Source organism: Desulfovibrio desulfuricans DSM 642 (assembly GCF_000420465.1).
GTDB lineage: Bacteria > Desulfobacterota > Desulfovibrionia > Desulfovibrionales > Desulfovibrionaceae > Desulfovibrio > Desulfovibrio desulfuricans.
Map to the genome: position 1 here is coordinate 146,576 of NZ_ATUZ01000017.1, position 15,102 is coordinate 161,677.

Below are 15,102 nucleotides of genomic sequence, written 5' to 3' on the forward strand. Positions count from 1 at the left end.
CGGCGCGGATTGCGGCCCGACAGCAGACCACAGAGCGTATTTTTCAGGAGGGGATTCTATGCAAAATTTTCAGGATGTCCAGCGCGCCGCAACGGCACTGCGTGACGCCATTCAGGCCGCGCAGGGGCCTCTGGCCTTGCCCTTGGGAGCGTGCAGGCTTGATCCCAAGGCCGCGCCCGATGCGGATGCGCCCGTGGGCATTGTGCTTGGTACGGGCCTTTCTGCTCTGGCAGAAAAGCTGCAAGGTCGTGTTGTTGTTCCCTATACCGACTTGCCGGGTTTTCCCGCTTCCAGCGTGGAAGGGCATGCGGGCGCATTTGTGTGGGGCCGCTTTGACGGGGCGTGCGGCGAGGACGACTCCATCGGGCGCTATGCGCTCATCCAGCAAGGGCGCTGCCACCTCTATGAAGGCCGTACCCCGGCAGAGGTCTGCATGGGTGTGCGGGTTATGGCGCTGATGGGCGTAAAAACCCTTGTTGTTACCAACGCGGCGGGCGGGCTGAACCCGCAGTTCGATGCTGGCGGCATCATGTGCATGAGCGACATCATCAATAATACCGGGCATTCGCCCTTAACCGGAATCAATTTTGAGGAGTGGGGGCCGCGCTTCCCCGACATGTGCGCGCCTCTGGACGCGGAGTTGCGGGCGATGGCCATGGAAACCGCGGCAAAAATGGGCCTGCGGCTTGAGCGCGGCGTATACATTGGCGTGCATGGGCCGGAAATGGAAACGCCCGCAGAAACACGCATGTATCGACAGTGGGGAGCAGATGCCGTAGGCATGAGCACCGTGCTTGAGATCATTGCGGCACGTCATATGGGCATGCGTGTGCTTGGCCTTTCATGTTTGACCAATAAAAATTTACCTGACTGCATGACCCCGGCCCCCTTGGAAGAAATCCTCGCAGTGGCCGCTGTGGCGGGCAAAAATCTGGGTCGGCTCATCCGCGCGATGGTGACAAAACTCTGAAAAGTGCGTAAAAGCGCGGCCCGGACATCATTAAAGAACAAACAATACCGACTGCCGGTTTTTCCCCCTGCCTGCGTCGGCCGAACCCGGCGCTGAACTGGCGCAGCTTCGCTGCCAGTCGGAATCTCCCCCCGGCGGGGAACAAAACCGCACTACCTAGTGTTTTTTAAGGGCACAAAGCCATGCAGCACAATGAATCCCTTCGTAACGTCGCCATTATCGCCCACGTTGACCACGGCAAGACCACCCTTGTGGACGGTCTGTTCAAGCAGGGCGGCGTGTTCCGCGCCGACCAGCAGGTTGACGACCGCGTGATGGACAAAATGGATCTGGAACGCGAACGCGGCATCACCATTGCCGCCAAGAACTGCGCCGTCAACTGGAAAGGGGTCAAGATCAATATCATTGACACCCCTGGCCACGCCGACTTTGGCGGCGAAGTGGAGCGTTCGCTCTCCATGGCTACCGGCGCAATCCTGCTGGTGGACTCCTCTGAAGGGCCGCTGCCGCAAACGCGTTTTGTGTTGCGCAAAACCCTTGAGGCCGGTCTGCCCGTGGTTGTGGTCATCAACAAGATTGACCGCAAGGACGCCCGCCCCCAGGAAGTGCTCAACGAAATTTACGACCTGTTCATTGATCTGGACGCCAACGAGCACCAGCTTGAATTCCCCGTGCTGTACGCCATTGGGCGCGCTGGCGTGGCCATGAACAACATTGATGACGAGCAGAAGGATCTTTCACCTTTGTTCGATGCCATTGTTAAGTATATCCCCGGCCCCAGCCATGACCCCGAGCAGCCCTTCCAGATGCTGGTGGCCGACCTCGACTATTCCGACTATCTGGGGCGTCTGGCCGTGGGCCGCATCATGCACGGCACGGTCTATGCCAAGGAAGCCCTGGCTTGCATTGGCGAGGACGGTCAGGCCAAGCCCCTGCGCGCCACCAAGCTTCAGGTGTATGATGGATTGCAGGTGGTGGAAGTGGAAAAGGCCCTGCCCGGCGATATCGTGGTTCTGGCAGGTATTGAAGATGTGACCATCGGCGATACCATCTGCACCCGCGACAACCCCCGCGCCATGCCCCGCATCCGCGTGGACGAACCCACCGTGGCCATGCGCTTTGGCATCAACAGCTCTCCCCTTGCCGGGCGCGAGGGCAAGATTGTGCAGAGCCGCGCCATCTATGACCGCCTGGTCAAGGAAACCCTGCGCAACGTGGCCGTGCGCGTGGAAAACACGGCAGACCGCGACGCCTTCCTGGTCAAGGGCCGTGGCGAATTTCAGATGGCTATCCTTATCGAAACCATGCGCCGTGAAGGTTTTGAACTTTCCGTCGGCCGCCCCGAAGTTATTCTGCGCAAAGACGAAAACGGCAAGGTTATTGAACCCATCGAACGCCTGTACGTGGACTGCGACGAAGTGTTCATGGGCGTGGTGACTGACAAACTTGCCCAGCGCAAGGGCCGCATGCTCAACTGCGTCAACAACGGCACGGGCCGTGTGCGCCTTGAATTCAGCGTTCCTTCGCGCGGCCTTATCGGCTACCGCGATGAGTTCCTCACCGATACCAAGGGTACCGGCATCATGAACTCCTATGTGGAAGGCTACGAAGAATGGCGCGGCGACTTCCCCACGCGTTACACGGGTTCCATCGTTGCCGACCGCGCTGGCGCTGGCGTGGCCTATGCCCTCTTTAACCTTGAGCCGCGCGGCGTTCTGTTTGTGGAACCCGGCGACCCGGTGTACGAGGGCATGATCGTGGGCGAGCACAACCGCGATAACGACATCGACGTGAACCCCACCAAGGAAAAGAAGCTCACCAACCTGCGCGCTTCGGGCAAGGATGAAAACGTCACCCTTACCCCGGTGAAAAAAATGACACTTGAACACGCCCTGCACTTTGTGCGCGAAGATGAACTGGTGGAAGTCACGCCCCTTTCCATCCGCTTGCGCAAGGCCGAACTTTCGGCCATGAAGCGCTACCAGACCGCAGGCAAGCGCAAGAACAACTAAGCATCAGCATCGCGAACGGCTTCCTGCCGTTTATTCAGATAGTTCACCCCCGCAGGGCCATGCCCTGCGGGGGTGTTGTTGTTTGCGCGGCGCACATGAATTTTTTGTAGGGGAGGCAGGATTTTTTGCTATGATTGGCGATGCTCTTCAGGCAAATGCCCTTAAGTTTTTATTATGCAGTCGATAAGGTATGGTACGCTGCTCTGTACGCAGTACATATAATAATTTGATTATGTGTATTGAATACATGCTCAAATGCAAAAAGATGAAATGTATTTGGCTGCCATTGATGAGTAGTGTGCTAACAAATTTGCAGTTTGTTGCTTATCATTTTTAATAAGACAAGCCTATTGATGCGCAAAAATACTTCCTAAAAAGAAATCAGAGTATCATTGACTTTTGCGCAAATTTTTCACAGGTTCTTTGCCCCCCCGCTTGAGTTTTGATGTTACTAGTGTAATTTGAAACGGATTATCAATAGTCCGTTTTTTTGCTCTGCGTTGCGGCGCCAAGAGAAAATCCGAGCGAGGTGATTGTGCGCGACCCCCATGCGTCCACGAGAGAGGCCGTAGAGCAGCTGATTCCCTTTATGCCTGATATCAGGCGATGCCACACGGTTTTTTCTCAACTGGAACGGCAATGGACGTGGATTGCCCTCACGGGCAAGATCAACTGCAATGCCATTGCGGCCACCCTCTTTGATTTCATCTTCAAGACCCGCGATACCTTTGGCCTGCTGCGACAGGACATGACCAGCATGCTGGGCGAAAAGCTGCTTGAAAAAGCTGTGCGCGAAATGTCGCCCGTGGCCCAGGTGGTCATGGACATCATCAAGCGCAATCTTTATGAGCGCACAGCGGACGTGAGCTTTCTGGCAACAGATGGCGAGATCGTGGGCTTTTTGCAGAGCGGCGCATGCGATGTGCCCACGCTGCGCGCCCGGCTTGCGGCCTACCGCTCCAAATACAGCGTGTACCGCGACATTCTGGTGCTTGATCCGCAGGGGCGGGTGTGCGTGCAGCTTGATACCAAACGGCCTGTGAGCGCCTCAAGCGATCCTCTGGTCAGGCAGACGCTGGCCGCGCAGGAATTTGTGGAAACCTTTCGGCCTACCGATCTTTCCCCCGATGGCAGGTCGGCCCTTGTATATTCCCATGCCATCCGGGCCGAAGGCGTCACCGACCCCCTTGGCGTGCTCTGCCTTGTATTTGATATGGACGGTGAAACCGCAGACCTCTTTGCGGGCATGGCGCGCTTTGCGCAGGATATGGTCATCCTGCTGCTGGACGAAAAAGGTCAGGCCTTTGCCAGCAGTGATACGCGCATGGTTCCCGCTGGGCGCACCTTTGCCCGCACCCCGGAAGACAGCTTTGCCGTGACCTCCCAAGCCAGCAAGGCAACCCTGGCGGTCTCGCGTCCTTCAGAAGGCTATCAGGGCTATGAGGGGCAGGCATGGCAAACCCATGTGCTGCGTAACGCGCAAAGCGCGTTTGCCAGCAAGGCCGCAGAAGGGCTTGATGTTGCCCTTGTGCGGCGGGAAGCGGGGTTTTCCGCCCAGTTGACCAGCATTGAAGAACAGGCTGGCGATGTTATGGGCGATCTGACACTGGCGGCGCTCAACGGGCAGATAATGGCCGCCCGCCAAAGCGGCAACGCGAGGGAAGACGAGCGCCACGCCGCTCAGGCCTTGCCGCCCATTCTGGATGCCGTGCGCAAAATGGGCATCGAGATGGAGCATGAGTTCCATTATTTCACTGATGGCCTGCTGAAAACGGTCACGGCCTCGCGTTTGAACGATGCCTCGTTTCTGGCCTCCATCACCGTGGAGATAATGGATCGCAACCTGTATGAGCGCGCCAACGACTGCCGCTGGTGGGCGTTGACCCCGGATTTTCGACGTATCCTTGCGCAGCCGTCCATCAGCAGGGGCGACCTTTCCCGGCTTGAGGATATTCTGGAGTACATCAACAGCTATTACACGGTGTATTCAAACCTGTTTCTCTACGACGCGCGCGGAACTGTAGTGGCCTGTTCGCAGGCCGGGGAGCGCAGCCTTTACGGGCAGCAGATAGGCGAGGAGTATGTGCGCCGTACGTTGTCGCTCAAGGATTCGGACGATTTTTCCGTCTCACCCTTTCGCGCTACAGAGCTGTATCACCCCAAGGGCGCGGCGCAGCCCACCTATGTGTACAGCGCTCCCGTGTTTGCACCACAGGGGGGGCAGGCCGTTGGCGGCATAGGCATTGTTTTCGATTCCCTGCCGCAGTTTGCGGACATGCTGGGCGATACCCTGCCCAGGAATGGGGACGGCGAAGTGATCACCGGGGCAGCAAGCTTTTTTGCCGAGGCGGGCGGAACCGTTGTGGCCGCCAGCGAAGCCCACATGCACCCCGGCGAAAGCTGTCAGTTACAGCCCCAATGGCTGGCCCTTGGGCAGGGTGAATGCACCTCGCAGCTTGAATCTGTAGACGGTGTACTGTATGCCGTGGGCTGCGCGCGCTCGCGCGGCTACCGCGAATACAAGCGCGATGGGCGCTACGTCAACGATGTGTTCTGCATTGTGCGGCTGCCAATTTAGAGCAGGAACATATGTATTCGTAACCTGAGCTAAAAGTTTTTTTGCCAGCCAGACGCCGGAATTGCAAAAGCCCGCTGCCGCTCAAATGTCGAGCGGCGGCGGGCTTTGTGAGTAGCTGAACTCTGGCGCAGGTCAGGCTATGTGCTGTACCTTGCCTCGGCAGGTGATGGCGGGGCCGTCAAGGGAACTCATGGCATCCAGCAGCAGGGTGCGGTAGGTGCCCGTGCCGCCGCCCACGGCCCCCATATTTTCTGCGGCAATTTCCCCGGCTACGCCCATGGAGCACATGGCGCACAGGCAGGCCTGCGGCAGCTCAGCCGGGGCAGCGCCCACGCAGCAGCCCACCACGGCGGCGGTCATACAGCCTGCGCCGGTGATGCGGGTCATGAGCGGGTCGCCATTGCTGACGGCCCAGGCCCCCTTGGGGTGGGCCACAATGTCGATGCGACCGCTTATGACGATAACCGCACCAGTGGCGGCGCACATGTCCATAGCCATGCGGGCCGAGGCGGCAAGGTTGTCTTCTGAAACCAGCGTGCCTTCATCGGCGTCAACGCCGCGCGCCGTGGCCTTGTCGCCAGCCAGAAAACGGATTTCAGAACTGTTGCCCTTGATGACGGCAAAGCGCACTTCCCGCATCAGGGTACGCAGTGTTTCGTTGCGCAGGCTGGAAGCGCCCGCGCCCACAGGGTCGAGCACAACGGGAATGTTCAGGGCATTGGCGCGCTTGCCCGCCGACAGCATGGACGCCGCCGTACGGGTGTTGAGTGTGCCGATATTGAGAACCAGAGCCGAGCTGAGGCCCACAATCTGCTCCACTTCCGCCGCATCATCAGCCATGATGGGCGATCCCCCCGCAGCCAGGATGATATTTGCGCAGTCATTGACTGTCACATAGTTTGTAATGCTGTGCACCACGGGGCTTTGGCGGCGCACCATGTCGAGAATTTCCCCAAAGCATTCCATGCTCTGTCTCCCCCGGCCAGACCGGAATCAATAGTAAAAAAAGCGCAGGGTAGAACGCGCTCAGATACCGCATATGCCCACAGAAAGGCGGTCCGTACTAGGGCTTGATGTAGGCGAAGCCTTCGCGTTGCAGGCGGACAATTTCTACAAGACCGGCGGGCACAACATCGCAGCCGGGCCAGATGTCGGCATGGTCGATCTTGTTGTCGGCCAGCGCGTTGGCGCACAGCAGGATGCGCAGGCCCTGATCTTGTAGGGGGGCCGCAATGGCGCGGAATTCTTCATTGCCCTTGACGAACTGGGTGACGGCCGGGCCGTTGGCTACAACCACAAGCTGAAAGCGTTCTTGGGGCAGGGCTTTGATATAGTTGGCCGCATTACGAAGAACAAGGCGCAGAATGGCGGGGTCCTTGCTGTCCATGTGCAGGCAGAGATCGTAATTCATACTTCTTCCTGTTGTTATGCGTTGCGCAGGCTGCAAGGCCTGTTGCAACAATCCTAGCCAAGCGGCAGTTTTTTGCAAGCAACAGTTGCGAATGGTTCTTGATTCATGCGGCGGGGCAACGTATGGTTCGACATGATCTCCACCCTTGGTGAACTACACCCCCGGAGGGCGAACAGCCTTTCCGTACTGCGAGCCTTCGCTGCCTCGGTGCTGTTGCTGTGCGCCGGGGGCTGCGGTTTGCTGGCCCGCGCGCCCGCAGAAGAACCGCAGCCAGCGCCGCCGGGGCTGGAAACGGCCTGGCAGGGCAAGCCAGTGCCGTACAAGGTGCGTATCAAGGTGCTGGACGGCCCTGATTCTCTGGCAGGGCAGATGAAAGCCTCAAGCCAGCTTGTGCAGCTTGCCAAGGAGCCGCCAGACAGCCTGCTGGCTCTTGAAAGGCGCGCCAGGGCAGACACCGCCAGCGCGCAAAGCCTGTTGCATTCTCAAGGCTATTATGACGGCCTTGCTTCCGTGCAAATAGACAAGGACGCCTCGCCCGTTGTTGTTGACCTCGTTCTTTCGCCGGGCAAACGCTACAGCCTTGGCCGCGCCGATGTGTACTACGATCCGGAACCAGACATCCCGCAATTTTTCCGTAACCGGCAGCGCGAGGTCGGCTTTTGGGGGCTGCAAACGGAACCCGTGCCCCCGCCGTCCTTCCCCACTGTTTTGCCGGGTGTCGCCATTGGCAGGCCCATTGCCGCCGATGACCTGCTCGCGGCGGTGGATGCCCTGCCAGAATCCTTGCGGCGGCAGGGCTATCCCCTGGCCGCAGTGGCGGATACCAGCTACACCCTCGACCGCGAGGCCCGCAAACTCAATGCCGATATCCTGGTGCGGCCCGGCCCTCCGGCCCTCATGGGCCGTATCGAAGTGCGCGGAGCAAAGGAAGTGAACGCCGAATACGTGCAGCGGCTCGCCCCCTGGAATGTTGGCGAGGAACCTTGGGATTCGGATATGGTGGAAGACTATGCCAACAAGCTGCGCGGTCTGGGCCTGTTCCGTTCGGTGCAGGTTAAACCTCAGGAAGAAAATCTCGCCTGGGGCGCAGGACGCGAAAGCGCCTCCGTGCTGCCTCTGGAAGTGACCGTGGCGGAAGCCCCCTTCCATTCGGTGGGGGCCAGCGCGCGGTATGATACGGACACGGGCCTTGGCGTGGAAGGTATGTGGGAGAACCGCAATGTCTTCGGCAATGGAGAAAAGCTCACGCTCACAGCGCCTCTGGCTACGGAAACGCAGGGCCTCAAGGCCGTATTTGAAAAGCCTGCCTTTATGGCCAGAGAGCAGAAAATGCTCGTCACCGGCTCCACCCTGCGGGAAGATACCAGCGCCTACGAAAAAATTGCGGGCAGCGGTTCCGGCGATGTCGAGAGGCGGCTTTCGCGTCAGTGGTGGGGCAGCGCAGGCCTTGGGGGCGAAAGCGGCTCCATCAAGGATAACGAGCAGGATCCCAAGGGCTACGGATTTTTTGGGCCACGCGTGGGCCTGCGGCGCGACACGCGCAATAATATCCTCAATCCTTCCGATGGCTCGGAGCTTGCTGTCAAGGTCAAGCCCTACACGGGCTTTTATGGCGAATCATTCAACGTTATGACAGGTGTTGTTTCCGCCAGCGGCTATTACGCCCCCTTCCGCAAGGACGGCCTGCCGGACGACAAGCTTGTGCTTGCAGGCAGGGTCGAGGCCGGGGGGCTTGCGGGCGCCGGGCTGCGCACTATCCCGGCCAGTTTGCGCTACTATACGGGCGGGGCGGGTTCTGTGCGCGGCTATGCCTATCAGTCGCTCGGCCCGCGCGACCACAAGGACGAGCCGCTGGGCGGGCGCTCCTATCAGGTGGTCAATCTTGAGGCGCGCTATAAAATTACCGAGGATGTGGGCATTGTGCCTTTTCTCGATGGCGGCATGGTCTACAGGGACGATCTGCCGCGCATCATCGGCGACATGAACTGGGGCGCTGGCCTTGGCTTGCGGTACTATACGCCCATCGGCCCTGTGCGTCTGGATGTGGGTTTTCCCTTGCAGCCCATTGACGGCGACCCCCCGGTGCAGATTTACGTCAGCATAGGACAGTCTTTCTGATGGATCAGGAACACAGCGCGGCCCCGCCGTCTTCCTCTTCTTCCGCATCTGCCGCTCTGGGCGGCAAGGCTTCCCCCAGCGCGGGCCAGCCCGGCCACAGGAAACCCTCTGGCGGGGGCAGTGGTCCCTTTCGCAAGTGGCTGCGCCGCGCAGGCTGGGCTCTGGGCCTGTGTGTACTACTGTGCGTGATTGCCCTTGCCGCAATCCTCGTGCCCCTGCGCAGTGACTCCGTGCAGGGTTGGCTGACGGAAAAAATCAATACAGCTATGGAAGCCGCGCCGGATTCCGGCGCGACCCCTGCCGGGGTGCGGGCGCGAATCACCCATCTTTCCGGCTCTTTACCCTTTGAATTTTCTCTTGGTGTGGAGTTGTTCGACAATGACGGCCTGTGGATGCGCCTGCCGGACTGCTGCGCGCAGTGGGACTGGCGCGCCCTGCCTTTGGTCGTGCGTATTGCTTCCGTAGATGTAAATGACGCGCAACTGCTGCGCCTGCCCATACTGCTGGACGCACCGGAACCTGCGTCTGCGCCCCCCCTGACTGAAGCGGCTTTGCGCACCATGTTGGGCGATGCCCTGCGTTCGCTTGGCGGTTTGCCCGGCTGGTTGCCGCAGGTGCGCCTTGAAGGGCTGAACATCTTCAATGCCCGTTTGCCTCAGGCCTTGCTGGGTGGAGCGCCTCCTGCCGCTGCCCGGAATGAAACTCCGCCAGTCGCTACGGGTGCCGCGCCAGCTGCTGAAAAAAGTGCGCCTTCTGCCGCAGAGGCCCAGCCAGCGGCACCCGGTGCAGCGTTGCCCGAAAGACATCCCGATACGCAGGGCAGAGGGCAAAACAACACGGCTGCCGATGCCAGTCTTGAAGCCAACCTGAGTTTGGTGGCCGGAACTCAGGGCGCGCAAGCATCCCTGCTGGTCAGGATTGCATGTGCGGAAGATACCCCCCTGCACGTGGCCGGGGCGGCAATCTACGGGGTGGAGTCAACAGCCCTTCTTACCCTTGCTCCCTCCCGCGTGGGCGAAATTCTTGCATTTGATGCCACAGCCGAGCTTGCCGCAATCCTGCGCAGATATCCCGACCCTGTTGCCGAGGATTCTCCTGCAAGCCTCCCCGCAAGTTCCCCCGTAAAAATATCTTCTGCCACTGATCAGGCCACCGAATCAGGTGCACTTGCCGCCTTGCTGCGTGAAGGCGCCAATGCGCGGCTGCGCCTTGCGGCGCGCGTGACGGCTCCCACCGTAGGTGGCGAAGCTGCCGGGGCCAGCGCTGTGCTGGAGAACATCAGCGTTGAAGCCGGGCCTCTGCATCTTGTCGGTCACGCAAAGTGGGACGCTGGCGGAGCCGCTTCGTGGCTGGATGGGCCACTGGATGTGGATATTCAGGCCAGCCTAGGCGAGAAAACTGATTCGGAAAAAGAAGCTGCTGAGAAATCCGCGCCTGCATCAGCCGCTGCCCCTTCCACAAAGAGCGGCGGGTTGCTGCCCGAACGCGCCCAGTTGCGCATCACGGCAAAGGGGCCGCTGCAAACTCCAGATACCCAGATAGCGCTGGATTGCCCCGCGTGGAACGTGGGCGGGCATGCCCTGGCGGATATTTCCCTGAAGCTGCAATCCACGCCGCTCAACTGGGGGCGAGTGCTGCTTGGCGCACTCAAGCAGACAAGTGCAGCCCCGGCACAAGTCGGGCTGTCAGACCCCGGCCAAAAAGATGCGGAGCAGGCAGCGGAACTGACGGTAAAAATGCAGGCCTCCGCCGTGGTGGATAGCCATCCCCAACGTTTTGGCGCTACGCTTTTTGCCCTGAACGACAGGGAAGACGGGCCTGGTCTTTTGCGCGCTGGCGTGCGTGACCTTCAATGCCAGTTGCTGGGCGTGGCTGGTTCCGGTCAGTTGGCTGCGGCTTTGCCTTTGCCGCCTCTGGCGGGCGGCATGCCCCGCGTGGACGGCAAGGTGGATGTGCGCGTGGCCGACTGGCAGGCGCTGTCAGCCATGTTGCCGGGGGCGCGGCTGGACGGAGACGCAGCACTCTCCCTCGAACTGGTTTCGCAGCGGGCGGAACCTGTGGTGCCCACAACCACTCAAAATTCGTCAGGCCAGGATTCATCAGTTCAGAATCCGCCAGCTCAGAGTCCCCCCGATCAGAATCCTCAGGCCCAGACAAAGCAGACTCCTGCCCCGCAGGCCGCGTACACCCAGCAGGCAACGCTTCGCTGGCGTGTGCCCCGGCTGGCCTATCGGGCAGGCAACGGCCAGCCGGTGGAAGCCCATGGTTTGGAGGGCGAGGCGGTGCTGACTGATGCCCTCGGCAAGGGCCTGCTTGCCGCCCGGCTTGACCTCGCCGGGGTGCGCAGCGGTGCCATTCGCCTTGGTGCCAAACTGCGCGCGCAGGGTTCCATATTCGGGCCATTGGAGGCCAGCCTTGAAACAGGCGGATTTGCCGCAACGCGTTGCGCAGTGCGCTGGCAGCCCGGTCTGCTTGAATTGCGCCGCCTTGATCTTGACCTGCCCGCGCAAAAGCTGGGCCTGCACGCGGCGGCAGGGGCCACAGTGCGCTACGGCGCGGGCGATCTGGCGGTCAGCGGTCTTGATGTAGCCATGAAGCCTTCCGGCAGGTTACGGGCGCAGGCCGCCCTTGGGCCGGAAAAGCTCGATCTGCGCCTCACGCTTGAACATCTTTCGCTCGCGCCCTGGCATGTTCTGATCCCTGCCCTGCCCAAGGGCGAGCTTGAGGCCAGCGCGCGGCTTACCGGCACCCCGGCCCAACCCGGCGGGGATATACGCGTGGATGCGCGCGGCCTTGTGGTGCCGGGGGCGGCGCTCAAACCCATGAATCTTGCGCTGACAGGCAAGCTGGAGCGGGACAACGCTGGCGGCGGTGCGATGGCCCTGCGTCTTGTGCCGGATCAGGCCACGGTGGCGGCTCTGGGCGGCACGGAATGCCGGGTAGAGGCCCGTTTGCCCCTTCTTTTCGGGCCGGACGGATTGCCGAGCCTGAACATGCAGGGGCCGCTGCGTGCATCCTTGCGATGGAACGGAGCCGTGGCCCCCTTGTGGAGCCTGATGCCTGTGGCTGATCAGCGGCTTGCGGGGCGGCTTGCGCTTTCGCTTGATGTGGGCGGCAGCCTTGAGGCCCCGGCTCCCATGGGGTTTGTGCGCATGGACGACACCCGTTACGAAAATTTGCAGTATGGCGTGCTGCTCACGGGTATCAACCTGCGGCTCGATCTTGAAGAAGGCCGTGGCGGCGCATTGGGGCTTGCCCGTCTGAACCTCGGCGCAGCCGACGGGCAGGGCGGTACAGCGCGCATCACAGGGCAGGGCAGGCTCGACGGCAGCATGCTTGATTTCAATGCCGTGGTTGACCATCTGCGCCCCCTGCGCCGCCGCGACATCCGCGTGGAGCTTTCAGCGCAGGCTTCCGTGGCTGGCAGCGCCGCAGCGCCCCAAGTACGCGGAACCGTCACCGTGAATCAGGGCCTTGTGCTGCTCAATAACCTTGATGTGGGCACCAGCATCACCACTCTGCCCATCAGCGAGGTCTCGCCCGCCTGGGCCAGAGCAGGGCATGAACCGCCCACGCCTGCCGTGCCGCAGGGCAAAAAGACAGCATCCCCCGCAGCCGTCGGCCCAGCCCCAACTGCTCCCGCTTCTGGCGGCAGTGCGGGCCTGCTGGACTTGCGCATTGTCATCCCGGGGAGCTTTGTCGTGGAAGGGTTTGGCCTCAAGAGCGAGTGGAAGGCAGACATGCACGTGGGCGGTACGCCCGCCGAACCGCTGATCTCCGGCCAGCTTAACGCCGTAAAAGGCAGCCTTGATATTCTGGGCAAAAATTTCAAGCTGGCGCGGGGCGCTGTGACCTTTGGCGGCGGGGCTGTATCCAATCCCCTGCTGGACATCATGCTGACCACTCAGACCCCTGCACTCATGGCCAATATCAGCATTGTGGGCACGGTGCACAAAATGCAGTTGATCCTGAGTAGCGCCCCTGAAATGCCGCGTGATGAAATCCTGGCCCAGATACTTTTTGGCAAAAGTGCCAGCGAACTTGGGCGGTTTGAAAATTTGCGACTGGCAGCAGCCGTGGCGCAACTGGCCGGATTTGGGTCGGGCAGCGGCGGCGGTGGTGTGCTGGATTCTGCACGTCAGGCGCTGGGCGTCGATGTGCTGCGCTTCAATTCCGGCGCTTCCGGCACAAACGGGACGGGCCAGTCGGGCCAAGGCGGCGAAGGCATGGCGGCGGGCAGCTCGGTGGAGATGGGCAAGTACCTCACGGAAGATATTTATGTGGGCGTGCAGCAGGGTGCCAAGCAGGGCACAACTGCCTTTGTTATCCAACTTGAGCTGACCCCGAGGGCCAACCTCGAACTGCGCACCGAGCAGCAGAGTACCAAGGGCGGCCTGACCTGGAAGTACAATTACTGAGGCGGCTCACCTTGGCGGCGCGCGCGGGCCGTGATAACCTACGTAAATAGTGTTATTAGATGGTTCCACTGCTCACGCGCCTGTTTGCTTGGCATCCCGCCTACGGCGATCTGGCGGGGGGCAAGCATATATGAGGTGTCAGGCTGCGGGCTTGCCGCCTGACTGGACGCAGCCGCCTATCTGGGGCAGACTGCGGGCAGCCGTTTGCAGGCGGCAAGGCATAAAGACAGTAAAGGAAATGTAGTATGGGCAAGATCATAGCCATTTGCACCAGTCAGAAAAAAGGCACGGCCAAAAAGGCCGTGGATCAGGCAAATATTTTAGAAAATCATGGCATTGAAGGCGATGCTCATGCGGGCAACTGGCACCGTCAGGTCAGCCTGCTTTCGTGGCAGGCCATTGAGGCCTTCAAGGCGCGGGGCGCTCTGGTCGCCAACGGCTGTTTTGGAGAAAATCTGATAGTGGACGGTATTAATTTTGCCGCTCTGCCGGTGGGAACCCGTATCGCGTGTAATGACGTGCTGCTGGAAGTTACGCAGATCGGCAAGGAATGCCACAGTCATTGCCAGATATTCCACACCATGGGCGAATGCATCATGCCCACCCAGGGGGTCTTTGCCAAGGTGCTGCACGGCGGCGCTGTGCGCACGGGCGACATGATGGAAGTACTGGCTCCCTCTGCCGGGGAAGCCGCGCCTGCATAACACGTTCAGGTCGGGAGACGTATGGAAACGCTTAAGATGTTGTTGCGCACGGCGCTGTTTCTCGGCGGGGTAACAGTCGTGTTTGTGGCCTATACTGTCTGTGTGGCGCTGGTCGAAAGACATTTTTCGCCCAAGTACGCCAAGGGGCAAGAACCGGCTGCTTCTGCTGTGGTTTCTGCCGCGCCTGATCGCGAGGCTCGCGCCCGTGCACTGCTCGACAGCGGTCAGCTGGTCAAAGAGCAGTTTACCCTTGAAGTGCAAAGCCAGGTGCCGCCCCTGCGTGTGGACCGCACTGCCGGTCTGCTGGCCGGGGTTGCTCATCAGAATGTTCGATGAGCGGCGCTGACGAAAAGGCTCTTTTGCAGACATTGCGCATCCGGCAGGCAACGGCCTGCGACCATGCGGACCTGGCGGATTTGTGGCGGCGCAGCGTGGAGGCCACCCACCATTTTTTGCCTTCCGGCGAGGTGGAACGCCTGTTCCATGATGTGCGCAACGCCTACCTGCCGGGCGTGGAAATTCTATGGGCGGCGGAGCTTGCGCCTTGCGGGCAGGCTGCACCCGCGCAACATGCAGCGGGCAGCATGTTGGCGGGCTTTATTGGCTGCAACGGCGCACAGGTGGAAATGCTCTTTGTTGAACCGCGCTGCTTTCGCCACGGCGTGGGCAGGGCGCTTCTGGAGCATGTGCGGGCCTTGCATCCTCGGCTGACGCTGGATGTGAACGAACAGAATCCGCAGGCTCTGGCTTTTTATGAGCGGCAGGGTTTCAAGGTGGTGGGGCGGTCGGCTCTGGACGGGCAGGGCAATCCCTATCCCCTGCTGCACATGGAGTGGCAGGGCGAAACAGCCTGACATTTTTCGGCGCACGGTTCTGCCCTGCGCCGATTTT

At 60.7% G+C, this 15,102-nt stretch carries 10 protein-coding genes; 8 read left to right on the forward strand and 2 right to left on the reverse strand.

All coding sequences use genetic code 11. From position 1 onward, the window contains the following. Positions 1–58: 58 nt before the first annotated feature. The 3 genes from G449_RS0113090 to G449_RS0113100 all read left to right on the forward strand — a co-directional run bounded on the left by G449_RS0113090 (position 59) and on the right by G449_RS0113100 (position 5,560). A complete protein-coding gene (locus G449_RS0113090; protein WP_022659772.1) occupies positions 59–970 on the forward strand; it encodes a purine-nucleoside phosphorylase in 912 nt (303 codons plus the stop codon). Positions 971–1,152: 182 nt separating this feature from the next. Next, entirely contained in the window at positions 1,153–2,982 is a 1,830-nt protein-coding gene (gene typA, locus G449_RS0113095; protein ID WP_022659773.1) for a translational GTPase TypA, read from the forward strand. Positions 2,983–3,517: 535 nt separating this feature from the next. Next, on the forward strand, positions 3,518–5,560 hold the full coding sequence (locus G449_RS0113100) for a cache domain-containing protein (protein WP_034605745.1): 2,043 nt from the start codon (positions 3,518–3,520) through the stop codon (positions 5,558–5,560). Between the two features lie 132 nt (positions 5,561–5,692). On the opposite strand, the gene thiM is transcribed toward G449_RS0113100, so the two are convergent. Beyond that, positions 5,693–6,526, reverse strand: coding sequence for a hydroxyethylthiazole kinase (gene thiM / locus G449_RS0113105; RefSeq protein ID WP_022659775.1), 834 nt, complete (start codon positions 6,524–6,526; stop codon positions 5,693–5,695). A 97-nt stretch (positions 6,527–6,623) separates the two neighbouring features. Then, positions 6,624–6,971: a DsrE family protein gene (locus G449_RS0113110; protein WP_022659776.1), complete on the reverse strand. Its 348-nt coding sequence runs from the start codon at positions 6,969–6,971 to the stop codon at positions 6,624–6,626. A gap of 105 nt (positions 6,972–7,076) precedes the next feature. Here G449_RS0113110 and G449_RS17175 point away from each other — a divergent pair, with 105 nt between their 5' ends. From G449_RS17175 to G449_RS0113135, 5 genes are all read left to right on the forward strand, one after another. Then, the gene (locus G449_RS17175) at positions 7,077–9,089 is read left to right on the forward strand and encodes an autotransporter assembly complex protein TamA (protein WP_022659777.1); all 2,013 of its coding nucleotides are present in this window, start codon (positions 7,077–7,079) and stop codon (positions 9,087–9,089) included. Continuing rightward, positions 9,089–13,507 carry a translocation/assembly module TamB domain-containing protein gene (locus G449_RS0113120; protein ID WP_022659778.1) on the forward strand — a complete coding sequence of 1,473 codons (4,419 nt, stop codon included), beginning with the start codon at positions 9,089–9,091 and terminating at the stop codon, positions 13,505–13,507. The genes G449_RS17175 and G449_RS0113120 overlap by 1 nt, the downstream gene beginning before the upstream one ends. A 245-nt stretch (positions 13,508–13,752) precedes the next feature. Next, the gene (locus G449_RS0113125) at positions 13,753–14,211 is read left to right on the forward strand and encodes an MOSC domain-containing protein (protein WP_022659779.1); all 459 of its coding nucleotides are present in this window, start codon (positions 13,753–13,755) and stop codon (positions 14,209–14,211) included. A 21-nt stretch (positions 14,212–14,232) separates the two neighbouring features. After that, positions 14,233–14,547, forward strand: coding sequence for a hypothetical protein (locus G449_RS0113130; protein WP_022659780.1), 315 nt, complete (start codon positions 14,233–14,235; stop codon positions 14,545–14,547). Continuing rightward, positions 14,544–15,065, forward strand: coding sequence for a GNAT family N-acetyltransferase (locus G449_RS0113135; protein ID WP_022659781.1), 522 nt, complete (start codon positions 14,544–14,546; stop codon positions 15,063–15,065). Before G449_RS0113130 ends, G449_RS0113135 begins: the two co-directional genes overlap by 4 nt. Positions 15,066–15,102 lie beyond the last annotated feature (37 nt).